This window comes from Cystobacter fuscus DSM 2262, from assembly GCF_000335475.2.
Classification (GTDB): domain Bacteria; phylum Myxococcota; class Myxococcia; order Myxococcales; family Myxococcaceae; genus Cystobacter; species Cystobacter fuscus.
This window is the reverse complement of record NZ_ANAH02000015.1, coordinates 44,444-69,558: the sequence shown is the minus strand read 5'-3', so window position 1 is coordinate 69,558 and position 25,115 is coordinate 44,444. Positions and strand designations below refer to the sequence as shown.

17 protein-coding genes are annotated in these 25,115 nt (G+C 67.0%); 6 read left to right on the top strand and 11 right to left on the bottom strand.

Features of this window, described 5'->3' with window-relative positions; translation table 11 throughout:
- Positions 1–93 precede the first annotated feature (93 nt).
- Entirely contained in the window at positions 94–855 is a 762-nt protein-coding gene (locus tag D187_RS25695; protein ID WP_002625604.1) for an SDR family NAD(P)-dependent oxidoreductase, read from the top strand.
- 18 nt (positions 856–873) lie between these two features.
- On the opposite strand, the gene D187_RS25690 is transcribed toward D187_RS25695, so the two are convergent.
- Positions 874–1,458 (bottom strand): hypothetical protein, encoded by a 585-nt coding sequence (locus tag D187_RS25690; protein ID WP_043431544.1) that lies wholly within the window; start codon positions 1,456–1,458, stop codon positions 874–876.
- A 187-nt stretch (positions 1,459–1,645) separates the two neighbouring features.
- On the opposite strand from D187_RS25690, the gene D187_RS25685 reads away from it, so the two are divergent.
- Positions 1,646–2,104: a group II truncated hemoglobin gene (locus D187_RS25685; RefSeq protein WP_002625608.1), complete on the top strand. Its 459-nt coding sequence runs from the start codon at positions 1,646–1,648 to the stop codon at positions 2,102–2,104.
- A gap of 46 nt (positions 2,105–2,150) precedes the next feature.
- Here the strand turns inward: D187_RS25685 and D187_RS25680 are convergent, their stop codons facing one another.
- The 3 genes from D187_RS25680 to D187_RS25670 all read right to left on the bottom strand — a co-directional run bounded on the left by D187_RS25680 (position 2,151) and on the right by D187_RS25670 (position 5,946).
- Positions 2,151–3,392 carry an imm11 family protein gene (locus D187_RS25680; protein ID WP_002625611.1) on the bottom strand — a complete coding sequence of 414 codons (1,242 nt, stop codon included), beginning with the start codon at positions 3,390–3,392 and terminating at the stop codon, positions 2,151–2,153.
- A 9-nt stretch (positions 3,393–3,401) separates the two neighbouring features.
- Entirely contained in the window at positions 3,402–4,799 is a 1,398-nt protein-coding gene (locus tag D187_RS25675) for an AHH domain-containing protein (protein WP_002625612.1), read from the bottom strand.
- Between the two features lie 106 nt (positions 4,800–4,905).
- Positions 4,906–5,946, bottom strand: a complete 1,041-nt coding sequence (locus tag D187_RS25670; protein WP_002625614.1) for a hypothetical protein — start codon at positions 5,944–5,946, stop codon at positions 4,906–4,908.
- 227 nt (positions 5,947–6,173) lie between these two features.
- Between D187_RS25670 and D187_RS56420 the strand changes: the two genes are divergently transcribed.
- The 4 genes from D187_RS56420 to D187_RS52665 all read left to right on the top strand — a co-directional run bounded on the left by D187_RS56420 (position 6,174) and on the right by D187_RS52665 (position 14,083).
- Positions 6,174–9,848 carry an NACHT domain-containing protein gene (locus D187_RS56420; RefSeq protein ID WP_002625616.1) on the top strand — a complete coding sequence of 1,225 codons (3,675 nt, stop codon included), beginning with the start codon at positions 6,174–6,176 and terminating at the stop codon, positions 9,846–9,848.
- 1 nt (position 9,849) lies between these two features.
- Positions 9,850–10,611, top strand: a complete 762-nt coding sequence (locus D187_RS25660; protein ID WP_002625618.1) for a DUF4184 family protein — start codon at positions 9,850–9,852, stop codon at positions 10,609–10,611.
- 49 nt (positions 10,612–10,660) lie between these two features.
- Positions 10,661–11,131, top strand: coding sequence for a nuclear transport factor 2 family protein (locus D187_RS25655; RefSeq protein ID WP_002625620.1), 471 nt, complete (start codon positions 10,661–10,663; stop codon positions 11,129–11,131).
- A gap of 636 nt (positions 11,132–11,767) precedes the next feature.
- Complete coding sequence (locus tag D187_RS52665) at positions 11,768–14,083, top strand: Kelch repeat-containing protein (protein ID WP_002625622.1); 2,316 nt, start codon at positions 11,768–11,770, stop codon at positions 14,081–14,083.
- Positions 14,084–14,180: 97 nt separating this feature from the next.
- On the opposite strand, the gene qatD is transcribed toward D187_RS52665, so the two are convergent.
- The 7 genes from qatD to ptsP all read right to left on the bottom strand — a co-directional run bounded on the left by qatD (position 14,181) and on the right by ptsP (position 25,009).
- Positions 14,181–14,954 carry a Qat anti-phage system TatD family nuclease QatD gene (gene qatD, locus D187_RS52660; protein ID WP_076606228.1) on the bottom strand — a complete coding sequence of 258 codons (774 nt, stop codon included), beginning with the start codon at positions 14,952–14,954 and terminating at the stop codon, positions 14,181–14,183.
- Positions 14,954–16,324, bottom strand: coding sequence for a Qat anti-phage system QueC-like protein QatC (gene qatC / locus D187_RS52655; protein WP_020918273.1), 1,371 nt, complete (start codon positions 16,322–16,324; stop codon positions 14,954–14,956). The genes qatD and qatC overlap by 1 nt, the downstream gene beginning before the upstream one ends.
- Positions 16,321–17,235, bottom strand: a complete 915-nt coding sequence (qatB, locus tag D187_RS59100) for a Qat anti-phage system associated protein QatB (RefSeq protein ID WP_043431541.1) — start codon at positions 17,233–17,235, stop codon at positions 16,321–16,323. The genes qatC and qatB overlap by 4 nt, the downstream gene beginning before the upstream one ends.
- On the bottom strand, positions 17,235–19,247 hold the full coding sequence (gene qatA, locus D187_RS25640) for a Qat anti-phage system ATPase QatA (protein WP_002625626.1): 2,013 nt from the start codon (positions 19,245–19,247) through the stop codon (positions 17,235–17,237). Before qatA ends, qatB begins: the two co-directional genes overlap by 1 nt.
- A gap of 145 nt (positions 19,248–19,392) precedes the next feature.
- Complete coding sequence (locus D187_RS25635; protein ID WP_002625628.1) at positions 19,393–21,189, bottom strand: PTS fructose-like transporter subunit IIB; 1,797 nt, start codon at positions 21,187–21,189, stop codon at positions 19,393–19,395.
- Positions 21,186–22,157, bottom strand: a complete 972-nt coding sequence (pfkB, locus tag D187_RS25630; protein ID WP_002625629.1) for a 1-phosphofructokinase — start codon at positions 22,155–22,157, stop codon at positions 21,186–21,188. Before pfkB ends, D187_RS25635 begins: the two co-directional genes overlap by 4 nt.
- Complete coding sequence (gene ptsP / locus D187_RS25625) at positions 22,157–25,009, bottom strand: phosphoenolpyruvate--protein phosphotransferase (protein ID WP_245591838.1); 2,853 nt, start codon at positions 25,007–25,009, stop codon at positions 22,157–22,159. The genes pfkB and ptsP overlap by 1 nt, the downstream gene beginning before the upstream one ends.
- Positions 25,010–25,115: the final 106 nt, after the last annotated feature.

Below are 25,115 nucleotides of genomic sequence, written 5' to 3'. Positions count from 1 at the left end.
TGTCGGCCGGTGTGCTCTGGCGAGCCCATGCGCGAGAGCGGTGTTGGTGGTCATTGGGCCCCACGCTAAGCCCTCCCGCCGAGGAGGAAGCACATGTCGGAGCTGAGCTATCGGACGGCCCTGGTGACGGGGGCCTCCAGTGGTCTGGGGCGGGGTCTGGCGTTGTGGTTGGGCAAGCGGGGCGTGAAGGTGTACGCCGCCGCGCGGCGGCTGCCCCGGCTCGAGACGCTCGCCCAGGAGGGCAAGGCCCTCGGTGCCACCATCGAGCCCGTGGAGCTGGACGTCTCCCAGGCGGACGCCACGCTCGCGCGCGTGCGCGAACTGGACGAGGCCTGTGGCGGGTTGGATCTGGTGGTGGCCAACGCGGGCGTGGGCTTTCCCACGAACGCCCTGGACTTCCCCTGGGAGGACGCCAAACGGATCATCGACGTGAACGTCACCGGGGCCGCGGCCACGCTGTCCGCGGTGCTGCCCCGGATGGTGGAGCGCGATCGCGGCCACCTGGTGGGCATCTCCAGTCTGGCGAGCTGCCGCGGTCTTCCGCAGAACGCCGCCTACTCCGCCTCCAAGGCCTTCCTCGACACCTTCCTGGAGAGCCTGCGCGTGGACCTGCACGGCACCCGGGTGCGCGTCACCTGCATCCGGCCCGGCTTCGTGAAGACGGAGATCACCGCGGCCATCCAGCACTACATGCCCTTCCTCCTGGAGGCGGATCCGGCCGTGGAGTACATGGGCCAGGCCATCCTGCGCGGGGATGACGTGTACGGCTTCCCCTGGCCCATGGCGCGCGCGGTGGGGATGGCCCGGTGGGTGCCCAACGCGCTCTTCGACGCCGTGGCCAGCAAGGTGCTCTGAGGCCCCGGGCGGGCCCGCTCAGAAGCGCAGCGTGGGCCCGAGCAGGATGGAGTGCAGCGGCTTGGCGCAGGCCTCGGCGGTGGCGGACTCGAGGCTGTCCACGCGCACGTCGCACCATTGCCAGGCGGTGGAGGCGGTGATGCCCAGGTGGTCGCCCAGCCACGCGTCCACGCCGAAGCGCACCGCCGTGCTCAACCCCGAATGCAGCATGCGCTGCGGCGAGCCCGTCCCCAGGTCCGTCAGGGTCAGGGGCGTGGCGCGGCTCTGCGCCACGCGCAGTCCGACCCAGGGCGTCACGTTGCCGTCGCGCAGGAAGCGCAGCCGCAGCTCCCCTCCCAGCGACAGGTAGTCCAGCTCGGTCGTCTGCCCCTGGAAGCGCCGTCCCCAGGTCTCCACGCCCTCGCCCACCACGCCGAGGGAGAGCCCGAAGGGGGCTTCCACGCCCACATAGGCCTGGAGCCCTCCACCGCGGGCTCCAATGCCGGAGGTATGATCGATGACGAAACCGGCGCTCAGCGAGGCGTACCCCCGCCACGGCCCCGCTTCCGACGTCCCCGCCCACAGCAGCACCACCAGGCTTCCGAGACTCGTCGCGCGTCGCATGAGGGGGCGCAGCTTAGCCCAGACCCGCCCTCCCAGGTCCACCCCTCGCGGGGACGTCCTTCCGAGCCCGTTCACTCGCATGAGCACGACTCATACCGCATGTGCTGCTCGCTCGCGCCCACGCCCTATCTCCGGGGTTGTGGGACGCGCCGAAATGGCGCAGAGGTAGAGTGGGTTGAACAACACTATGTCCATTGAGATGAAGCCCATCGGACTGAACATTCCCGACGCCGACGATGACTGGATTCCCCGCATGGAGGACATGCCCTTCCATCGCCTGGGGGGAGAAGCCGGCGTGCGCGCCCTGGCCGAGGCCTTCTATGACGCCATGGACGCGAACGAGCCGGAGCTCGCCCGGCTGCACGAGCTGGATGCGAACGGCAAGGTGGGGCCGGGCACCCGGGAGCGCTTCGGCCTCTTCCTCATGGGCTGGCTCGGCGGTCCCCAGCACTACATGGAGAAGCACGGCCACCCGCGCCTGCGCATGCGCCATGGCCACCTGCCGGTGAACCTCGGCCACCGGGATGCCTGGGTGCGCAGCATGCAGCGGGCCCTGGATGCCCGGGGCGTGAAGGGCGGAGTGCGGCGCTTCCTCGACCAGCGCTTCGCCGAAGTGGCCGACTTCCTGCGCAACACCGAGGGGTGAGCGGGCGGGTGGGCCTGCCCTGGCCCGGAACCACCGCCGCACCGTGCTACGCCACGGGCTTCCTTCTGAGACGTGACAGGTGCTCCTCACCGCTCTCCACGAAGCGCCGCGCCAGCTGGGCCTGGCCGTCCGCGCCGTGCTCCAGCAGGTACGCCAGTTCCGAGGGCAGCAGCGCCTTGACGGTGATGAGCTTCACCTCCCCATACGGCGTGGAGAAGTGACCCGGCAGTGTGCGTGACTCCACGCCCAGCAGCACGGCCACCCGGCCTTCCTCAGTGACGAGGGACTTGGGCAGGCCCTTGCCGGATACTTCCATGGAGAAGAGGCCCGCCTTCGCGCTCTCGCGCACCTGCTCGTGCTCGGCGACTTCATCCGCCACACGGTCCAGCAGCAGCAGGGGCCAGCCCTTCGAGATGTCCTTCACGGCCGCGTCCACTTCCAGGGCGAGCTCCAGACCGAAGCCCACGGAGGACTCCAGGCGCTCGATGAAGGGGTCCGAGAGCCCGTGCGTGACAAGCAACGTACGCCCTGCCTCGCGACGGATGACGCTCCAGAGCTGCCGGTGGCCCGGCCACGAGCCACTCATGGCGATGGGCATGAAGACCTCCTTGTCCAGTGACCCCAGGGTGCGCCACGCCGCCTCACGAGCGGTGGTCGCCGTCTCCAGCAGTTCGCGGATCTTCCGGTCCCTCGTGCGCTCCTCCGCGCTGATGGAACTCGGACCGGTGACCTCCGTGAACTTCGTCCCGGTAGCACTCACGCTTTCCAGGGCCTCCTTGAGGGCCTCGGAGACGACGATGGCCACCCAGCCCCAAGTACGGAACACCTGGGCATTGCCTACCTTCGAGGAATCGATGCGCATGCCGATGACGGAGCGGTACTCTCCGAGCTGGTCCGGCAAGTCATGCTCCGGTGTCACGTAGCGCACCTCGTCGGAAGCCTCGTCGTCGATGCACTTCACGACACGCGTGATGTTGAGAAGGAAGTATGGCTCGCTCTGTCCCTCCACCTCGACCGGAATGAGCTGCACATCGTCGGGAGCCAGCTCAGCGAACACAGCCGCCACCCGGGCATGGACTACCGGGATTGACGTACCCGCCAGGGAAAAGTCGAGCGCCTTGCCAGGGAAATAAAGGGGAATCCGGAGCCGCCCCTCGATGTGTGCGGGTTCGCCCCGTCTGAACAGGCCGTTTCCGAGCTTCTGTCCCCGCTGGTCCACGGGCTCATCCAGATGCCAGCGTCCCGGGACGTGGACGTCTTCGAACAGATCGAAATACCGCTTTGCCATGAAGAATTCCTAGGGTGGCGCCCCTCGGGTCAACAGCATGTAGAGTCTGCTGCCCCGGGTAGAGATTTCCGCGGCCAATTCGCGGAGTGCTTGCTGCAATGCCACGGCACATGCCTGTTGATTGGGACAGGTTGCCGTCGCCTTGTCGAGGTGGTTGAAAACGGCTTGGTGGTACTCCTCGGGATGCGGCCCATAGTGCCCGGGCAGTTTGAGCTTGTTGGCCGGGTGCTCCATCGACATGCTCGCCTTGTCGAAGATTTTCTTGAACAACGGCGTCCAAGGCCCGCCGCGCGCAGTGGACTTGCTGTTCTCGACAGTCGCGATGTGGTGCACCTCCGGCTTCTTCTTCGGCGGGTCCGCGCGTGCCGGAGCGCCCCTGGCGGCCATGCTCACGGCATGGGCGGGTAGGATGACATTGAAGGTGCCCTCGGCCACGGCGACCTTCACCTTGTCCGCCTCCTGTACGGCCGTGAGCACGTCTCGGATGCCGGCCTGGGATTTGAGTGCACCGGCGGCTTTCGCGAAGCCCGGTAGCGTTGGGGCCTTGGACGCGAGCGCTGCCGTCTCCCCCACCGCCGCGGTGCCCAGCAGGAGGAGAATCCGCACGCTGTTGGGCCCGATGACCTTGCCGAAGCGCTCTCCCGCCTCGCGCAGCTCCGCGAACGTGCTGGCCTCCGCCGCCTCCTCCCAGAGCTGGAAGTAAGCCCGAACCAGGTCGAAGAGCTCCCAGCCGAGGTACCCCCACATGAGCAGGGCCAGGGCCGCGGCGACGCCCTTGGAAACGGGCTCGGGCGCCGCGACCAAAGCCATGTATCCAATGAGGGTGAGGCTCAGCGTCGTCCACAGTTGCGCCGTGGAGAGCATGCCGCGCAGCTGCGCATCCCGGGACTCCAGCGCGGCATTCACGGAGAGCGCCAGGGCGAGGTCGCGCTTGTCCTCGCCATCCAGGCCCGGCCCGTTCTTGAACAACTCGAGGCAATCGCCCGGCGTGCCTTGCCGCTCGCAGAAGCCCCCGTAGGACCGTGCAAGGGGCGTGCGCCACTCCTCTCCCGTGAGCGGAACCGAGGCCAACGCCAGCTTCCGGTGGAGGTAGAGCGGGACGTGGGCGCCGGCCACCCGCAGCGGCATGTTCAGCACCAGGGTGGTGAGGGCTTCATCGAGCTCGAAGTCGCTCACCCGCACGGCCCCGAATCGGGTGGGCAGGGAGAGGCGAACCCGCTCGTCCGCGGCCTCGCCCCCCTGCTCCTCCCCGGCCTCCGCCAGCAGACTGCCCCGAGGAAGGCTCGTGGCGCAGGCCGCCTGGAGGACCAGGACAATCAGCCAGAGGACTCCGGTCGCCGCCCACCGTGGACGTGCTCGTCTCCGCTGGCCCTCTCTCGTGTCGGTACGGCGGTGCCGTCTCTCCAAGGCTGCCCCCCCCAGTGGAAACGACCCGGGAGGATAGACGAGGGCCCTGCCCACGAGACAAGGGGGGGAGGGCGTGCCCGCCCTCCGCCACGATGTGCTCCCGCGCCTAGAAGCGCAGCAGCATGCCGGGGCCCGCCGTCATCGAGTCGTTGCGGTTGCGCATGAGCACCGGCACCGGCATGGCCTGGAAGCGCGTGGAGCGCAGCCCCGGCCCGGTCCGCGTGGGCGGGTACTCCGTGGGCGGTTCGGCCGTGGCCAGCAGCGTGATGACGAAGGTGGCCGCCACGCCTCCCATCGCGGACAGCGGCACGGCGGGACCATCCGCCAGTGCCGTGCCCACCACCAGCAACACCGCGCCCACGCCCAGGGGCAGCGCGGTGAGCTTGAAGACGCGGCCAGGCGACAGCTCGAAGGGCACCGCCAGCAGTCCGCCCACGCCCATGCCAATCAGGGGCGCCACCAGCGCCGGGGTGAGATCGATGTCCCGGTCGTCCGCGAGCACGAACGTCGACTGCACCAGCCCGGTGAGCACGAAGGCGTAGAGCGCGCTCATCCCCACGAGCGCCGTGTCCCCATCACTCACGTCCCCATAGGGCGCGGTGGCCGCGAGCACGCCGATGATGCCCAGCTGGGTGGTGAGCAGGGCGGTGACCGCGCGGCTGGTGTCGCTGAGCTTCTGCGTGGTGCCGTACCCGAAGCCCGCCAGGAAGCCGAGCGCCGCGCCTCCCGCGGCGAGCATCGACTCGTTGCGCTCCACCGGCACGTAGTACTGGTACACCGCCGCCGCCGTGCCGAGTGTCAACCCGGTGACGACTCCGCCCACGTACGCCCCGTTGGTCGTCCCGAGCGCATGGCCGTAGATGCCGCCCGTCACCACGCCGCTGAGCAGCTCGGTGAAGATGAGCAGCAGGCCGCCCTCGCCACTGGAGAAGCGGCTGTAGCGCGCCGCGCGCTCGGCGGGGGCCTCCGCGGGTCCCTGGCTGGGTGGCGGCGGCGGGACGTACTCGGGAGGAGGCGGCGCCGCCGGGATGGGCTCCGTCTGGGCGAGCAGGGGAGGCGAGGCCTCCGTGGATTGCGAGGATTGTGCCCGCGCGATCCCCGGGGCGGACAGCAGTCCAAGACACAACAAGGAAGCGACAAGCCGCATAGACACGGGTCTCCTGGTCATAACCGTGCGCGGAAGATGGGTCTCCCTCCCGGGGAGTGCACCACCCACCCCTTCATTCTTTTGCGACCGCGGGGCCTCGAAGTGTTGGCTGGTGAAGACCCTGGGAGGCGAGCCCGACAGGGCTCCTCGCTGTGGCACAATGTGGTGTGTCGCGGGAGGCCGGGCATCGGCGCCTGGATTCTCCGGTGTCACGGAGGGCCGCCCCCATGAAGACTTCCCCCCGCGCTGGATTCACCTGGCGGAGCCTGCTTCGTCGGGCGCCGTGGCTCGTGAGCGCCGTGCTGCTGGGTCTCGTGGGTGGGGCGGGCTGTGCCCGGAGCGAGCAGGCTCCCACGCCCGTGGAGGCCTCGGTCGAGGGGTACTGGGTGCGGCCCTTCTCCCGGGCCAGCCGCCTGGAGCCGTGCGGACACGGCAACCATGTCTGGGCCTGGACACCCCAGCGGGCCGGGCTGGGGCTGGTGGACGCGGATGGTGGCGAGCTGGCGGTGAAGCTCGGAGACGAGAGCGCGCGGGTGGTGGACGTCATCCCCTCGGCGGACCCCGAGCGTGCCTGGGTCCACGTGGAGGTGGTCTCACCGGAGGCCGGGCGGGCCAACGCCGTGTACAGCGTGGATCATCACGGCTCGCTCCAGCGCATCGACGCGCTTCCCTCGCAGGAACTGGTGCTCGCGCCCTCCAAGGGCCATGAGCGGCTGTGGGTCGTGTCCCTGTTCACCACGAAGACCCTCTGGGTCATCGACCCGGCGGGGGGCGTGGAGGGCGTTCCCCTGTCCATCCCGGGACAGGCCTCCGCCGCCGTGGGCCGGGCGACGCTGGTGCCGGTGGGAGATGGGCGGCAGGGCTGGCTCGTGCTCGACCAGAACCTCCACCAGGTGGATCTCCAGGCGAAATCCAAGTTCAACCCCCGTCCGCTGAGCACTCGCAACGTGAGGGAGCTGATTCCCACCTCTCAGGCCCAGCGTGTCTGGGTGGTGGAGTCGTCCGGACAGACGGCGCCCCGGTTGCTCCAGACGGGCCCGGAGGGTGGGGCCCACAAGAAGCTGGTGCCCCCAACGCCCCTCCCCGACACGGTCCAGCGGCCTGTCGTCCATCAGGGCGGCGACTCGCTCTGGTTGGTGGTCCCCGAGCCCCGGGCCGCGAAGTCCCCCGAGGGCTCGGCCACCTCGCCCGCGGGGTTCTCGCTGAAGCTGGTGACGCCCGAGGGGCCGGTGGGCTCCGGCGTGCAGGTGGAAGGCACTCCCTCGATCGAGCATTCCCCGGACGGGGCCGTGTGGGCGCGCGATGAGCACCGCGTCTACCGCCTGGGCGACACGGGGGATGAGTTGGCGCGCAGCCAGGCCTTCTCCGACATGGACGCGCTGCTGCCGGTGTCGGCGGAGCACGCCTGGATGGTGTCGCGCGATGGCTTCGTCCGCCTGCTGTCCATGAAGGGCTCGGAGAAGGGCCCGGCGCTCTCCGTGACGGCCTGGGTCTCGACGGGCCTGCGTGCTCCGGTCGCACGCGCGTGGGACGCGCACGGCGTGTGGTTCGTCTCGGATGAGGAGACGCGCTTGCACCGGCTGCGGCTCGGAGCGGAGGGGCTCTCCCTCGCCCTGGTGCTCGAGGGCGTGGGCCTGGGCGACGTGCGGCCCATCTCGGGCACGGAGCGCTTCTGGATCTCCAGCACCCCGCGCAGCTACGTCCAGGCTCCCGCCTCCGAGGTGCGGCGCGTGGAGGTGGGCTTCGAGGGTGGTGCCGTGCTGGAGCGCGGCGCGGAGGGCGCGGTCCGGATGACCGGGACGCCCGAGGCGGGGGCGACGCTGTCGTCCCTGGAGGTGGAGTGGCCGGGGCTCACGCGGGCGAAGGGCCTGGAGAGCGGCCTGCGCATCGAAGTGCGCGACGAGAACGGCCAGCTGGCGGGGCAGGGCCTGCGGCGGTTCGTCGAGCCCGAGGGACTGCTCTTTCAATGGACGGAGCCGCCGGGGAGCACCGAGCACCTCTACGACATCCAGGTGTCCTCGCCCGAGGTGGAGAACGGCTCGCGGCTCACCGCCACCTTCCGCCACGTGCCCTTCGGCGTGCCCCTGCTCGATCAGGTGTGGGTGCGCACCGCGCTCGCGTGCGTCGGGTTGACGCTGCTCTTGCTGTTGCCCCTGGTGTTCCTGCGTCCCTCGGCCGCGCCCCGCCGGTGGTTGCCCCTGCTCGGCTACAGCGTGTCGCTCGTGGGCGCGGGGGGCAGCGAGGTGCTGGGCCTGTTGAGTGGACTGCGCATCCACCTGCCCACGGTGGTGGGCGTGGTGAGCGCCGAGGTCGTGCTGTGCGCGTGCCTGGGCCTGTTGTCTCCCGCCGTGTTCCGCAAGCTCGTCTTCACCCACCCGTTCTCCTGGGCCGCCGCGCCGCTATTGCGCTCGCCCGCCTTCCGCCGCCGCTTCTTCACCACGCACGTGCGGCAGGTGCGCCGCCGGGTGGACGTGGCCTCGGCCCAGGCCAATGGCGAGGTGTTCGTGGACCTCTCCGCGCACGTCGTCGAGTACGCGGGGCCCGGCGTGCCGCCCTCTCCCTCCGAGCGCACCGCCGCGGAGCTGTGCCTGCTGCTCACGCACGAGCGCGCGCACCTGCTCCTCCAGTGCGCGGGAGGCCGGGGCAAGAGCGCCCTCTTGCGTCAGCTCGTGCGGCTGTCCTTGGAGCGCTTCGAGCAGAAGCCCTCCTCGCCCCTGCCCGTCTTCATCGACCCCGCGGCGGAGGACCTGGAGAGCGCGGCGAAGGAGGCGCTCCAGGACCTGGGCCTGCCGGAGGAGCTGCGCGACGCGCTGCTCGAGTCGGGGGACTTCTTCCTCGTGCTGGACGGCCTCACCGAGTCGCGGGTGGAGCCCGAGGCGCTGCGCCGCTACCTGGAGCGCGAGATGGGGCTGCATGCGCCGCTGCTCCTGTCGGCCCGGCCCAACGAGGCGTACCGCTCGGCGATGTCCCATGCGCTGCGCTGGATGGCGGTGGAGCCCAAGCGCCTGGACGAGGCGGGGCTCGCGCGTTTCCAGGCCGCGTACCCGGACGAGAAGGGACAGCCCCAGGTGCTCTCCGGCGCCCTGCAACGCATCTGCCGGGGGCGCGGGGCGGACGGCACCTATGTGCCGCTGCTGGTGCGCCTGGCGCTGCGCTTCGGCGGAGGGGGCGTGGACAGCGTCATCAACCTCTACCGCTCCGTGTTCGCGGGACTGCTCAAGCGCGACCCGGACGACGCGGCCACCTCGGAGATGCTCGCGTTCGCGGAGACGCTGTGCCTGGACAGCTATTGGGAGCACCGCAGCCGGCTCATCGTCTTCCGGGACAGTCCGGACGAGCACAAGCTGCAGGGGCTCTTGGACGCGGGGCTGCTGGTGCCCGCGGACGCGCGGCCGGGCCCGGTGCCCACGCACGTGCGCTTCTTCCATGACTCGATGCAGAGCTACCTCACGGCCCGGGCGCTGTTCGCGCGGTATGCGTCCCAGGCGCGGTGGGACTGCCTGTGGCGCGCCGCGGCCGAGCCGGGCTTCGCGCGCGAGCAGTCGGACCTGGTGACGGAGGCGGGCTCGGAGCTGTTCCAGATGTGCGCGTACGTCTTCGGGTACGACGCGCGGTTGAAGGCCGAGCTGGCGCGGCACCTGGAGCTGTGCGCCGAGGCCAATGACGAGCGGCTCACCAAGGAGGACATCCTCGCGGCGGTGCCCGTCGAACTGCGCGAGATGCTGCGCAGGTCCGGGCGGTCGCTGGGGCCGGGCGCGCTGCTGCGCGAGGCCACCCGGGTCTGCGCGGAGCACGGGGAGGGCGAGGCCCTGTTCCTGCTTTACGCGCGTATCGCTCCCCGCGTATGGCCCTGGAAACCCGATGGGGCGGAGGACGCCCCCTCCCGCACGGACGCCGCCTGACATGCCCGTGACCCTGCCCGCGCACGCCGCCGCGGTCCTGCCGTTCTTCCGTTTCGTTCCCAGCGGCTGGGTGCGCACCGCGCTCGTCGTCGGCGCCTGCGCTCCGGACTTCTCCTATATCTACGTGCCCGAGGGGTGGGGACGGGTGGCGCACACCGTTCCGGGCCTCTTGCAGTACTGCCTCCCCATGGGGCTCGCGGTGCTGGCGTGGCTGGAGGTGTTCGTCCTGCCCGCGCTCAGGTGGGCCCTGCCCGAGGTGGCGGGCGTGCAGTGGGGCCGCTTCGTGCGGCCCGAGCGCCCTCCGCGCACCATGCTCGCGTGGGCCGCGGTGCCCGGGGCCCTGCTGGTGGGCGCCGCCACGCACCTGCTCTGGGACGGTTTCACCCATCGCGACATGTGGCCCGCGAACGCGCTCTACCTGGGCATCTACGTCCCCGTGGGGAGCCGGGAGCTGTCGCTCGCCCGCGTCTTCCAGCACCTCTCGTCCGTGGTCGGCTCGCTCGGGGTTCTCGGGTACATGGCGAGGCGCTACCGGCACCTGGAGCCCGTGCCGGGAGGCTCGTGGGCGGCCTTCCTCCGGCTGCTGCTGCCCACGCTCGCCGGAGCCTGCGCGGGGCTCGCGTGGAGGCTGTCGCGCTACGAGTCCATGGGGGCGCTCGAGGCGCAAGTCTGGTGGGCGTTCTGGCCCACGGTGACGGGCACGCTCGTGGGGTTCTCGCTCGGGTGCGCGCTCGTGCGGTGGAGGCAGCGAAACTCTTCCTGATGATCGTCATCTTGTGGTGCCATCCCGAGCCGTCCCAAGGAGATGCCCCATGTCCGAGTCCCGACCGTCCCTGCCTCCCGTCACCTACGAGACCGCAGTCGAGAAGGTCCGCAATGCCGAGGATGCGTGGAACACCCGCGATCCACAGCGCGTGGCGCTGGCCTATACTCAGGACAGCCGTTGGCGCAACCGCTCCGAGTTCATCCAGGGACATCCCGAGATCATCGGACTGCTGACCCGCAGGTGGCAGAAGGAGTTCGACTACCGGCTCATCAAGGAACTTTGGGCGTTGCACGAGAACCGCATCGCGGTGCGCTTCCTGTACGAATGTCACGATGCCACGGGCCACTGGTTCCGCTCTCACGGGAACGAGCAATGGGAGTTCGATGAGCACGGCTTCATGCGCCGGCGCGAGGCGAGCATTAACGACGTGGCCATCTCCGCCTCGGACCGCAAGTTCCACTGGCCCTTTGGACCGCGACCCTCGAATCACTCAGGACTGAGCGAGATCGGTCTCTGACTCAACTTTCGCCATTTCGGGTGGCTCCAGCGCGAAGAAAGGGACGGCTTCTCAGAGGGAAGCCAGAGGAAGCCAGGGTCAAAAATCGAGCCTGACATCGTCCCTATTACTACCTGGTCACTTGTCAAAGGCCGCCGTGGAAACTTGAATGGAAAGCCACCTCGGGCAGTGCCCGAAGTGACCAAGTAGTACTAGCGCACAGCTCGGGCGGTCCCCGTCTGCGGCCCTCCTCGGCCCCTCCGCTCCAGTCCTCACCCTCAACATGGCCTCTATCTCGCCTATACGCCACCGCAGCTCGCGTGGTGTTGAGCGCCAAGTCGCGGTTGCCCACAGACCCAAGCCCCCTGCCTTGCCCCTGAGGGTAACGCGGCCTGAGCAGGCGTGTGCCCCATGGGAGCTGCTCGGCCTCTCCACCCGCCGGGTGCTCAGCCCTGCTGGCCCCCGTCTGCGGCCCTCTTCGGCCCCTCTGCCCCAGCCCACTCCCTCCACCGCCCTCTTATTCGCCCTATACGTCATCCGCCCTTCTACACCTCTCTGCACCAGTCCACTCCCCACAGGGAGTCCTCGATTTCCCTATGATCAACTCACCGGTTCAAGTGTACTTCCTGCTTCACCGCTCACTGGAGGCACACACATATGCCGATGCGTACCATCTACCTGTTACTTTCGCTGGCTACGACGCTACTCGCGAGTTGCTCTCCGTCTTCCTCTGAAACCGGCTCGGTCCAGTTTGCCGTGTCCATGCGTCAGGAACTTGCCACCAACATTTCTCGCGTTTCTGTCACATCTAGCTCTGCGGACATCCCTTCCGTTTCCGTAGACCTCGCTCTCACCAACGGTGTGTGGGGCGGCACCATCGGCAACATCCCCGCTGGCTCCAACCGCTCCTTCCATGCTCAAGCATTCAACACCCTGGGCGCCCTTCTCTTTGAAGGCTATGCCTCCGGCATTACCATCACCTCAGGACAGCGTACCCTCGTCGCCATCACCCTCCAGCAGGTCAACCCACCTCCTCCATTCCAAAACGAGGCGCCCCTGATCGGCTCACTGGTGGCATCTTCCACTACTGTGGCCCCAGGCGGTTCTATCTCCCTGGTGGCCACCGCCTATGATCCCAACCCAGACAATACCCTCACCTATGCGTGGAACGCTACGGCCGGTACTTTCTCCGCGCCCACCGCCTTGTCCACCTCATGGACAGCGCCTGCCACCACAGGAATTCAAACGCTCACGTTCACCGTGACGGACTCAGGAGGTATGGCTTCCAACCTCTCCCTGGCCGTCAACGTCACCCAGAGCGGAGGACAAGGAGATGCGCAGATCAACATCTCCTTCAACAGCGTCCCCACCGTGTCAGTCATGAGTGCCACGCCCACACAACTCGCCCCAGGTAGGACGACAGCCCTTTCCGTTTCAGCCTCCGATCCAGACGGTGATGGCCTCTCCTACGCCTGGAGCGCCACCTGCGCTGGCTCCTGGGTAAATACCTCTTCTAGCTCGGCAGAGTTCACTCCCTCGGAATTGCCCGCTGGAGTCTGCAACAACTGCCAGTTGACTGTCACTGTTTCGGATGGGCGCGGGGGGCAGACCTCCGGCACCGTTTCTTTGTGCATCAGTAACACGCCCCCCATCAACCATTTCGCTCCCGTTATCGTTCGATCATACAGCTCATCGGATACGGCTACTCCTGGCCAAGTACTTACCTATGAGGTGACGGCCAGTGACCCGGAGAACTCCGCGCTCACTTTCTCTTGGTCCACCAATACGGGTTCGCTGGGCCCACCAGCCAATACCGCCTCCAACAGTCGCATCACTTGGACAGCCCTCTCCTGTGTCAGCGCAGGAGTATCCCCTACCATCACCGCCACTGTCACCAACGCCTTCAACCTCACAACAACTAAAAGCTTTTCAGTCGCGGGGATGCCGACCTGTCCCTCAGGTACCTGGAGCATCACGGGCTCCATGGCAAATCGCCGTTATCGTCACACGGCAACACTGCTTCTCAACGGCAAGGTACTCGTTGAGTCAGAGGGAACAGACAGTGCCCCCATGGCGGAGATTTATGACCCAGCATCGGGAACCTGGAGTGCGACTGGTTCGATGGCAACACCTCGCAATGACCTCCATACAGCGACGTTGCTGCCTGATGGCAAAGTACTCGTCGCAGGAGGTCGGATTGGGAGCGGCCGCATCGCAGAAGTCTACGATCCGGCTTTGGGTACTTGGAGCCTCACTGGCCCAATGATTTCTCATCGTCGGTACCATTCAGCGACGCTGCTTCCCAATGGCAAGGTGCTTGTTGTGGGAGGCGCGGGGGGAAGGGAGGACTCAGATTGGGCGTGGGGTATCTCTACAGCAGAGGTGTATGACCCAGCATCGGGCACTTGGAGTGCTACAAGCTCGATGATCTCGCCGCGCTACAGTCACACAGCAACGCTGTTGCCTAACGGTAAGGTGCTCATCATAGGCGGGATCACCCCCGCTCCTGAACGTTCCGTCGCGACGGCGGAGGTGTATGACCCGGCCTCCGATACTTGGACTGCTACAAGCTCGATGATCTCACCGCGCAGTTTCTTCTCGGCGACGCTGCTGCCCAATGGCAAGGTGCTTGTCGTGGGGGCGGGCAGTGGATGGATCACTACGGCGGAGGTGTACGACCCAATTTTGGGCACCTGGAGTGCTACTAGCCCAATGAGCACAACACGCTTCGCTCACACGGCAACGCTGTTGCCCAACGGAAAAGTGCTCGTCGCGGGAGGAGACGGCGTTGGCGGCGAACTCGCGAAGGCAGAAATATACGATCCGGCCTCGGACACATGGATCCCTGCCGGTTCCATGGCCTACCCCCGTGACGAGCACACAGCGACACTACTGCCCAACGGCAAAGTGCTCATCACTGGTGGATGGGGTCCTGACGGCACTATCAGGACGGCGGAGCTGTACACGCCCTGAATCCTAGTACTACGAGGTCACTTCGATCCTTCTCCGAGGAGGCTTTCCCCTCGGAGAATCGTGGTCGCCCTCGGGAAGTGACCAAGTAGTACTAGCCTCACGCTCCGTTGCCCCCATCTTCACCGGACACGAGTGTACGAAGATTGCTTCGAATCGCCGCACTGACCTCGTCAACGCTCATGCCCCGCAGTTGGGCCAGAGTCTGGACGGTAGACACAGTGTCGCGCGGATGCACAGGGCGTCCCTCATGCTTCGTGAATGGCCCGTCAGTCTCAGTTAGTAGCCGCTGAAGTGGAAGCAAAGCGACCAAGGCTCGGTGACGCTCGTTGCGGAGCATTTCGGTGTTTACTGAGAAGTAGCAACCCAGGTCGAGTGCGCGACGGGCCTCTGCTTGGCTGCCTGTGAACCAATGCAGCACCACACGTCCAGACGGTGGCGGTAAGTGCGCCTCTACCATATCCAGCACTGCTGTCGCGGCACGTGAACTGTGTACAGTAAGGACCTTTCCCCCTTGACGGGCGCAGGCTCTCAACACCCGTTCAAACACTTGCTTTTGCAGATCCAGGGATTTGTAGAAGCGCGGCCCCGCGTCGAGGCCGACCTCTCCGACATACCGTGCTTGCGGCAAGTACTCCTCCCACAATGCAATCTCGCTTGCGCGCTCTGCCACCAACTGAGGATGGAGCCCAAGCGCGGCACGCACGCGACGTGTGCCAGAGACCAGCGTCTGGTTGCGCGGCCATGCCTTTGGTGTGGTAGTCACGGTCAATGCGAAAATGCCCTCACGCTCGCACTCCGCAACCGCCGCAACATGATCCGGGTAGAGGTCGAGATGACAGTGAAAGTCAACGAGTCCGTTAATCATGAGCATTAGTGTGGTCGCGTCTTCACACCGGCAATCAAACGACCCACCTCTTCCATACCACGGAGATAAACGTCCGCGAGTGCGAGAAGGTGCGACGTTTCATCTGAGAGCGGGCCAGGCTTGTGAATGAGAAGCTTCGCCAAGTCTGGTTTCTTCCGCAGCCTGTCAATTGCCAGTTGGAAAGAGCGCACTTGCTGGCCTTCCGCCTGTGTCGTGTTCAACGGTCTTTTTTTGAGGTCAGGCACTGTGTATGGCGTGGGGTCATTACCCTGCCCGAGTGCATGCTCGAGGGCCGCACGTCGGATAAGGCAAGGCAAGCAATAGCCGCAGTGCTCGACGCTGCGCCCTTGCCGCCAACGCGCCTTGCTCGGTGAGGAGCAAGAGAGCGAGGCGGGCACAAGCTGCTTGAGGAGCGCCGCATTCGCGCATCCCTCAGCCATCTCCCCCTTAGTTTTGTCCCAGTACGGATTTTGAACTCGCCCGTTAATGCCGAGCCCAGACAGGAGCTCATTCCATCTCGCCATGTAGAAGGGGTGAGTTGTCCGAGTGCTGAGCGAGCCGAGGCGCAGCACATCGAGAGGTACGTTAAGGGCAATGAGCCCGTTCTCTGGAACCAGCAAAGTGAAGGAACGATTGAGTCCGCTCCCAGCAAAGGCTCCAATGGCGAAGAACAAGAAAGAGCGACCGCGCGTAGTATCCTCCGTCCCAACGCCCTTTACGAAATCCGCAGGGAAGCTCATCCACACACGCAGACGCGCAAAAGTCCGATCCGTATAGTGATCCTTCAGGGCGTCAAAGCATGTACTCTGAGCTGCGCTCGTTGCGCTCTCGCCCGCGTGGCTGATGAACAGAGGACTTCTTCCGTTCTCAATCAAATCGATGGCACCGATGAGGCTATCGAGTCCTCCCGAGAATAGACTCACGGAGTCATAAGAAGGAGCATTGAGTTCGGGCGACCGCACAGGGAGCGTCTCTGTAAAAGAGCTGGGCCGTGAGCGGAATCCGAGCGTCCAGCGGTCGCCTGTGAGGAAGTCGAGCATTCGTTTGATGACTGGCTCGACAGATATCCATCGGTCGGGGGCACTCACCGGAACGACAAGTCGGATTTCGCGCGTCCATGAGTCCTGGGACTCAGTTGCGCGCGCGATGCGCGTGTCCGCAGCATGCACAAGTGAGGCAAGGACGAGAAGGTCGAAGCCCACCTCAGACGGGTAGACGCCCAATGACTTGATGTCGTCCAGCGCGTGTCCAAGCCCGTAGTCGAAATCTTCTCCTGAAGGAGCAAGGTCGAGCTGCGTTGTGACCTCATCAGTTGCAGTCGGAACCTTGATGTTGTCGTCGGGACCAAAACGCCCCACAAGAACATGACGTCTCACGTCTCCTCCTCCGCTTCACCCATCGTCCGAAGGATGTCGAATGCAGCCTCGTACACGCTGTCGACAAAGCTCTGCGCTCGCTCGGGCGTTAGCTCCTGAAAGGCTGCTTGAGATGCTGCTAGCGCATCGCTGACACCGCGACGGATGTAGTCTTTAAGCTGTTCCTGGACCTGCTTGGCAGCACGGATATCGTTTGGCAACGTGACTACCTTCGTGCCGATGTCGTTGCAAAGGCGAGCTTCAATAGCATGGGTCGCGTACAGTTCGAACACAGTCTGCATCTGCTCGGACGTTAGCGCATCAAGGTCTGTGATGCCGGACTTGGCAAGCTCGGCGATGGTTTCGATGAATGCGTCGCGAGCAATCCCGGCATCTACGGTCCCGCTGCTCGGACATACATAATCTGTGAGTCCGAGGAAAACGTCTTCAAGAGGACGGCCTACGAGACTTTCGAGATTAAGGGCCCGAAGCGCCTCACGCGCACCGCGGGCTTGCGCATCTGACAGAAAGCCGAGCAGCCGTGTGCCAGCAGCTCGCGCGGATCCCATGCGCCGCGCGGCTTGGCGCGCGCCCCCAGAAGCGTTCGCGACATACCCCGAGACGGCACGGCCGAGGCTTGCCCGATCACTTCCTCCTGAACGGGCAAACCGCGAGAAATTGCTCCGCGCTGTGCTGAAGCGGCTAGGTGTGGGAGTGGGCGGAAGGGCCGGTAGGGCAGGCGGCGCCGCAGGAACTGTCGGGCTTGTGCCTGGCTCCAGTGGCCCTCCAGGAGGTAGGGACGCTGCAGGCGGAATCGCAGAAGGCGGCGTACCGTCAGATGCGTTCGGAACTCCCCCGCCAGTGGGTTCCAACCAAGTCGGCACAAGCGGAGTGCCGCCACCGGGGCCACCATAGGCATTCGAGGTCCCCATCAACGACCTCCGCGACGGGCTCGAAGTGCGTTCGCAGCAGCCGACTTGAGGAAGCTGTTCTTCGGCATCGCTGACCACTCCGCGAGCAACTTGTCGAGCCTCGCAATCGCATCACCGTCCTTGATGATGCCCTCCCAGCCCTTGACCGGCCAAACCCCACATCGCTCCCGAGGAAGCGCTTCAAGGAAGTCGAGGAGGTTACTCTGAAGCACTGGATGCGTGCGTACCAGCACTGTAAGCCCAGCGACACCAGGAGGTTCCTGATCGAATGAGTCGTCTCCCATGATTCGACTCCGCAGTGCTTCGAATATCCGTGCTGCTTCTGGCAGGGTAATCTGCCTCAGATCGGACTCGCGAGCTTGGACCATCAGCTTTGGTCCGAGGAGTTGCTCGACAAGAGGCGCCAAATGACCTAGTGCGGAGGCAGCACCGAAGTAGTCCTTTCGGTCCTTCGTGACGAACAGATAGGGCCTCAAATCCACGTCGGCGAGTGAAGGACGGACACGGGCCCATGCTCGAACTGGCTCCGATGCCAGCCACTCGCTTAGCACGGCACTTTCCGCTGTCGGCTTCGCCATTACCTCAAATTTGACCCCATCTTTGCCATCTCCCGATGGCTTCTTGGAGTTGCCATCTCCCGATTGCTTCTTGGAGGTGGACTTCTCGGCGGAAGCAGTGGCATTCCGCAACTGCTCGTCCTCCACCATCGTCTCAATGGCAGCAAGATCTTCACAGCGCCCCTTGGGATGGGCTGCAGCTGCACTGGCAATCTGGTCAAAAAGGCGCGATTGAAATCGTTCGGCCAGCATCAGCTTAGCCAAGACTGGGAGTTTTACCTCGCTTCCAAATCCCCGGGCTTCTGCCGTGCTCTGGCGCAACAGCAAGGTATTGAGGAAGCGTTTAATCAGTCGAGGGTTGCCCTTCGCGCCGGTAGCGAGAATGGGACCAATTTGATCACTCAAAGTGAGTGCATTGTGCGCCTGCGCTGCTCTTGCTCCCAGGACCTCATTGACCGTCGCTGCATCCAACCCCGTAGATTCCCATGGACGCTTTAGCTTTTCGCGTGCGGCGATGATGAGTTTCTCGTAACCCTCATCGTTTTCGCCCAGTTCGGCCCCAATAAGTAGCAAGGTAACATAAACGCGCGTCTCGGTCTCGCCCAGTGCCGGAATGCGAAAAGGAACTTGGATGAGCTTTTCGAGATAGTTCCGGGCATAATCGCGCGGACCTGTTGTGTCGGGCAGATCGGGGAAGTGCTTTCGCACAGCGTACTCAATCATGGCCTCGTCAGCAGCGACGATGAAAGCAGTTCTCTCGGTGAAGACGAAGAGACGGATAGCTTCGAGCGTCTCTATTGCCGTGTCGGGCAAGCAGCGGTCGAGATCATCAATGAGGACCACGAGTTGCTTGACGCTAGCTGCTTTGAGGAGCTTGTCGAATGCCTCGTGGAACGCGTGAACCTCCTCGGGCACATTCTTGGTTTCAGTCTCAGGCTTAAGGAGAGACTTCACGCCCCCCAGCGCGGACTCCACGTTCTCCTTGGTCGCAAGCTTCATCGGATCAGCGAGCAGCCCCTCAACGGTGGCGACGACCGCTTGGATCTGCTCTGGGGTGGGAATCCCGGTGAATGCAGTCCAAGCGAGGCCGCCACCTTTCTTGGCGAGCTTGAGCCAATCGATTCGCTTGAACACGTCCTTAACAGCGCCAACGGCCTTGTTCAGCATCGGCCGCTTCTCGATGAGGGCAGTGACGATGCCCTCAATAAGCGCAATTTTCGCGTCTTCGAACCCTTGGAAGCGCCACCCGTTGAACTTCAAGCAAAGCACACCATCTTGCTCTTCAAGCCCGGTCTCGATCATCTCCAAAATGCTCGATTTGCCAGCACCCCAATCCCCGTGCACGCCGATAGTCACCGGGCGGTCTGGGCGGTCCCGTAGCAGCGTGACGATGGTCGCCGCGATCGCCTCGTTGTTGAGGAGGTCAACCTTGGTCTCGTTGTCGGTCAGAAGCATCGTTTAGGGCCTCTTTGCCCGTGCTTGGTGTGCAGCATCAGCATAGGACTTTCGAAGGTTCTGTTCCAGCGAAGGTATCCAGCCGAAAGCCGCATGAACTGCGGCTTTCTCTGAGCCAAAAATAGCGAAAGCCGAGTCTGACGCCTCAACTCGAGCCGACCGCCGCGCCGCTCTTGCCCACGACCGGGGAGGACTCCTTCGTGGCTCCGGGCAGCTCCGCCTTGCCCGTCTTCACCAGCGCGTAGCCGACGCCGATGACGAGCGAGCCCGTGACGATGGACAGCAGGTAGATGAGCACGTGGTTCACCGCGTGGGGGATGAGCAGCACGAAGAGCCCCCCGTGGGGCGCCATGAGCTGGACGCCGAAGAACATGGACATGGCTCCGGTGATGGCGCCCCCGAGCACGCTGACGGGAATCACGCGCAAGGGATCCTTGGCCATGAAGGGGATGGCGCCCTCGGAGATGAAGCACAGGCCCAGCGCCAGCGCCGCCTTGCCCGCGTCGCGCTCCGGCTCGGAGAACTTGCTGCGGGCGAGCAGGCTCGCGATGCCCATGCCGATGGGCGGCACCATGCCGGCGGCCATGATGGCGGCCATGGGGCCGTAGGTGTTCTCCGAGATGAGGCCCACGCCAAAGGCATACGCCGCCTTGTTGATGGGGCCGCCCAGGTCGAAGCACATCATCGCGCCCAGCAGCGCCCCCAGGATGAGCGCGTTGCCGGTGTTCATCGTCTTGAGGAACGTGGTGACGGACGAGAGGAGCGCGGCCACGGGCGTGCCGATGACGTAGATCATCACCAGTCCGGTGACGAGGCTCGCCACCAGGGGGATGATGAGGATGGGCTTGAGCGCCTCCATGCTGGCGGGCAGCTTGACGTAGCGGCTCAGGGCCTGGGCCCCATAGCCCGCGACGAAGCCCGCGGCGATGCCTCCGAGGAAGCCGGCGCCCAGGGTACTCGCCAGATAGCCGCCCACCATGCCGGGCGCGATGCCGGGCCGGTCCGCGATGGAGTACGCGATGTAGCCCGCGAGCAGCGGCACCATCAGCTTGAACGCCGCGCCCCCGCCAATGTCCATCAGCGCCGCCGCCAGCGTGCCCTTCTCCTTGAAGGCCTCGATGCCGAAGACGAAGGACAGCGCGATGATCAGGCCACCCGCGACGACCATGGGGAGCATGAACGACACGCCCGTGAGCAGGTGCCGGTAGGGTCCGCGCTGGCCGCTCTTCCCGGCGGGGGCCGCGGCCCGCTCGCCCTGGGCGCCCTCGAGCACCGTGGCCTTGTCCAGGGCCTCGCGGATCGTCTGCGTGGACTTCTTGAGCGCGGCGCCCGTGGAGGTGCGAAAGACGCGCTTGCCCACGAAGCGCGAGGGGTCCACCTCGATGTCACAGGCGAGGATGACCACGTCCGCCGCGCGGATCTCCTCCGCCGTGAGCGCGTCCTGCGCCCCCACCGAGCCCTGGGTCTCCACGCGCAGCGGATAGCCGAGTCCCCGTCCGGCCTGCAGCAGCGCCTCGGCCGCCATGAAGGTGTGGGCCACGCCCGTGGGACAGGCGGTGACGGCGACGATGCGCGGCGAGCCCGCGGTGGCCGCCGGCATCGGGGGCACGTTGTTGGCGGGGACCGTGGGGCTCCACGGCCGGGCCTCGGCCTCGGCGCGGGTGAGGAAGGCGCGCGGGTCGGGCAGCGCCTCCGAGATGGGTGCCTGGAAGACGCGCTTGCCCGCGAAGCGCGCGAGGTCCACCGGAGCGCTCGCCGCGACGACGACCAGTTGGGCGGCCTGGAGGGTGGCCGCGTCGACGGGGACGAGCGGCGCGAGCTGGCCGTGCATCTCCACGGACGTCTTCCAGCCACGCTGGGCCGCGGCGCGCTCGAGCCCCCGCGCCGCCAGGAAGGTCGTGGCCACGCCGCTGGGGCAGGCCGTGATGAGAATCACGTTCATGGGTGCGTCTCCCTGGCGCTCGGCTCCGCGGACAGGCTCTGGACGAGGGTGTGTTGGTGGAGCTGCTCGAAGTCCACGGCGTCGGGCTCGCCGACGCCGATGTGCCGCACGGACTCGGCGGCGAGCGCCGTGGCGAAGCGCAGGACGCGCTCGCGGGGCCAGCCGGACAACACGCCATGCAGCGTGCCGGCCAGCAGGGTGTCCCCCGCGCCCACGGTGCTGACGACGGAGACCGGAGGGGGCGTGGCGGTCAGGGCCGCGCCGTCCGACGCCCAGAGCACGCCCTCGGAGCCCAGGGACAGGAGCACGTCCGCGATGCCCTCGTCATGGAGCCGCCGCGCCGCCCGGAGCCGGGCCTCGTACGTGTCGAGCGGATGCCCCGCCCAGTCGGCCAGCTCGAGATCATTGGGTTTGACGCCCGAGGGCCGCGCGGCGAGTCCGGCCACGAGGGCCGCTCCGCTGGTGTCGAGCCAGACCGGCACCTGGCGCTCGCGGATACGGGTGATGAGGTCCGCGGGGGTCGACACGGGGACGCCCTGCGGCAGGCTGCCGGAGATGACGACGGCGTCGAGCCCGGTGTCCAACAGCGTGTCCAGCCGCGCGAACAGGGCCTGCAGCGCGGAGGCGGGGATGCGCAGGCCGGGACCATTGAGGTCGGTGACGCGCCCGCCGGCCTCGGACAGCTTGATGTTGATGCGCGTCTCGCCCGGCACGCGGATGAACGCGTCGCGCAGGCCACAGGAGTCGAAGGCGCGCACGAAGTCCGTCTCGTTGTTGGCGCCGAGCAGGCCGGAGACGGTGACGTCGTGGCCGAGCCTGGCGAGCACGCGCGCCACGTTGATGCCCTTGCCGGCGGCATCGATGCGGGTGCTCTCGGTGCGGTTGACCTCGCCGAGCCGCAGGGTGCCTCCGGCGCGGACGGTCAGATCGAGGGCGGGATTGAGGGTGAGGGTGAGGATGCGTGCCATCACGCGTTCTCCAGGGCTTCGCGGACGGCCGCGGCGGTGGGTTGTTGGAGGGCGAGTCGCGCCAGCTCGCGCGCTCGGGACAGGGTCAATTCACGGACACGGGCCTTCACGAGGGGCACGCGGCGGCTGCTCACGGACAGCTCGTCCACGCCCAGGCCCACCAGCACGGGCACGGCCTGGGGATCCGAGCCGAGCTCGCCGCACACGCCCACCCAGCGGCCCTCGGCATGGGCGGCCTCGACCGTCATGCGGATGAGCTGGAGCACGCCGGGGTGGAGCGCGTCGGATTGCGCGGACAGTTGCGGGTGGCCGCGGTCGATGGCGAGTGTGTACTGGGTGAGATCGTTGGTGCCGATGGAGAAGAAGTCCGCTTCCTTCGCGAGCGTCGGGGCGAGCAGCGCGCACGAGGGCACCTCGATCATCACGCCGAGCTGCACGTCGGACGCTCGCACCTGGGCCTGCACCTTGTCGAAGAGGGCCTTGCCCGCGCGGAACTCCTCGAGGTCCTTCACCATGGGAAACATGATGCGCACCGGGCGCGTCCCCGCCGCGGTGAGCAGGGCGCGCAACTGGGTCTCCAGCACCTCGGGCCGGGTGAGCGTCAGGCGGATGCCGCGCAGGCCGAGGAACGGGTTGTCCTCCTGGGGCATGGGCCAGTAGGACAAGGGCTTGTCTCCACCCACGTCGAGCGTGCGCGCCACGAGCGGCCGGCCCGCGAGCGCGTCGAAGGCCTTGCTGTACTCGGCGATCTGCGTCGCCAGGTCGGGCTCCTGGGGGTGCGCCATGAAGACGAACTCGGTGCGCAACAGGCCCACGCCCTCGGCGCCGCGCTCCACGGCATCCGCGGCGTGCGCGGTGCTGCCCAGGTTGGCGGCCACCTCCACGCGGTGCCCGTCCTGGGTACGCGCCTCCTCGTGGCGCCGCGCGTGGGCCGCCTGCTTGAGCGTCTCCTGCTCCGCGATGCGCCGCTCGGTGCGCTCGCGGCGCGTGGCGCTCGGCGCGGCGACCACCCGGCCCAGCTCTCCGTCGACGATCAGCTCCACGCCGGACACGAGCGCCATGACGCCCTCGCCCGCGCCCGCCACGGCGGCGATGCCGAGCGCCCGGGCGAGGATGGCGCTGTGCGAGGTGGCTCCACCCTTCGCGGTGACGAGGCCACGCACCTGGGCGGTGTCCAGCCGGGCCACGTCCGAGGGCCCCACGTCCTCGGCCACGAGGATGTAGGGGTGCTCGGGGGGCGTGGGCAGTTCCACCCCGCACAACAGTCCGAGCACGCGCCGGCCCACGTCGCGCAGGTCCGCGGCGCGCTCGGCCAGCAGGCGATCCGCCAGCGACTCCTGGGCGCGCGCCGCGGTCTCGACGGACTGCCACCAACCGGCCTCCGCCGAAGCGCCTTCGCCGATGGCCTCCAGCGCTGGATCCTTCAGGGCCGGGTCCCCCAGCATCTCCAGGTGGATGGACATGATTTGAGCGACCTCGTTGCCCACGGTGCGCTGCACCATCGCGGAGAGCTGCTGCCGCGCGCCGAGCAGGGCCTTGTCCAGCCGGCTCCGCTCGCGCGCCGCGTCCTGGGCGCGCTCGGCGTAGCGGAACTCCGGGGGCCGCAGCACGTAGGCGGGCGCGATCGCGATGCCGGGCGCGGCGGGCACGGCCGTCAGGGGCTCATCCACGGGCGGCGCGGCGGCGGGCTCCTTCCGGGGGGCGAGAGGTACGGGCACGGTCTCGCTCGCCTCGCTCAGGGGCGTCACCGGCTCCCCGAGCCCGCCGCGCACCGCCTCCACCAGGGCGGAGACCGCCTGGGTGGCACCTTCGCCCTCGGCGGAGAACACGAGCGTCTGGCCGCGGCGTGCTCCCAGGCCGAGCACCTTGCTCAGGCTCGTCGTGGAGACCGCCTCACCGTTGCCCTCCAGCAGGCGGACGCGCACGGGCAGCGTCTGCTCCCGCGCCACCTGGACGAGCGCCTGGGCGGGCCGGGCGTGCAACCCATGCGCGTTGAGCAGACGGACGCGGGCCGTTTGCGCCTGGGCGGACTCGCCCGCGAGCCGCGACAGGACGGCCTCCGCGGACAGCCCGAGCAGCCGCGCGCCCTCGCCGTGGGCGAGCAGCGCATCGAGCCGCTCGAGCAGGGCGCGATGCCCCTCGCCCTGGGCGGCGAGGCAGAAGACGCCCGCCACGTCTCCGGCCTCATCCCGGAGGGGCTTGTCCGGCGTGGCCAGCGCGAGCGCGGGGGCGCGCACGCCCGAGGTGCCCACCACGAGCCACAGTCCCTGGCCGAGCGACACGGGGGGCTGCCCGGCGATGGTGGCCACGAAGCCCGCGTCCACGCAGCCCGCGTGGCGCAGCCGCGCCGCGGCGGCGAGCGCCAGCTCCCACCGGTCCTTCACGGGCAGGCCCAGGCTGAGCGTCTGGGCGTCGAGCTTCGCCGTCACCGGCTGACGCGAGAGCGTGGCGATGACCTCGTCGGGATTCGTCGCGCGCGCCAGCGACTCGGCCACGCCTTCCCGGTCCAGCACGTGCGTGAGCTGGCGCAGGATGTCCAGGTGCTCGTCGGACTGCGCGGCGATCGTCACCAGCAGGTTGACGCGCGAGCCGTCATGCCACGCCACGCCCTCGGGAAATTGCAGCACTCGCACGCCCGTGGAGCGCACGTAGCGGCGGCTCTCCGGCGTGCCGTGCGGAATGGCGATCCCCTTGCCGAGGTAGGTGGAGGACTGGGCCTCACGGGCGAGCAACCCCTCGCCGTACTCGGCCGAGACACGGCCCGCGTCGACCAGTGCCGCCGCTGCTTGAGCCAAGGCCCCCCTCCAGTCCGCGGCGTGACAACCGAGCTGGACGTCCTCTCGTGTCAGCATTAGCATCTATTGCGGTCTCCTTGTTTTGCCGCTTATAATGGAGATGCTGAATCGTGTCACCCTTTGAGTAGATAATAGGTCTATGCCGCCCGAAAATTTCGGGGTG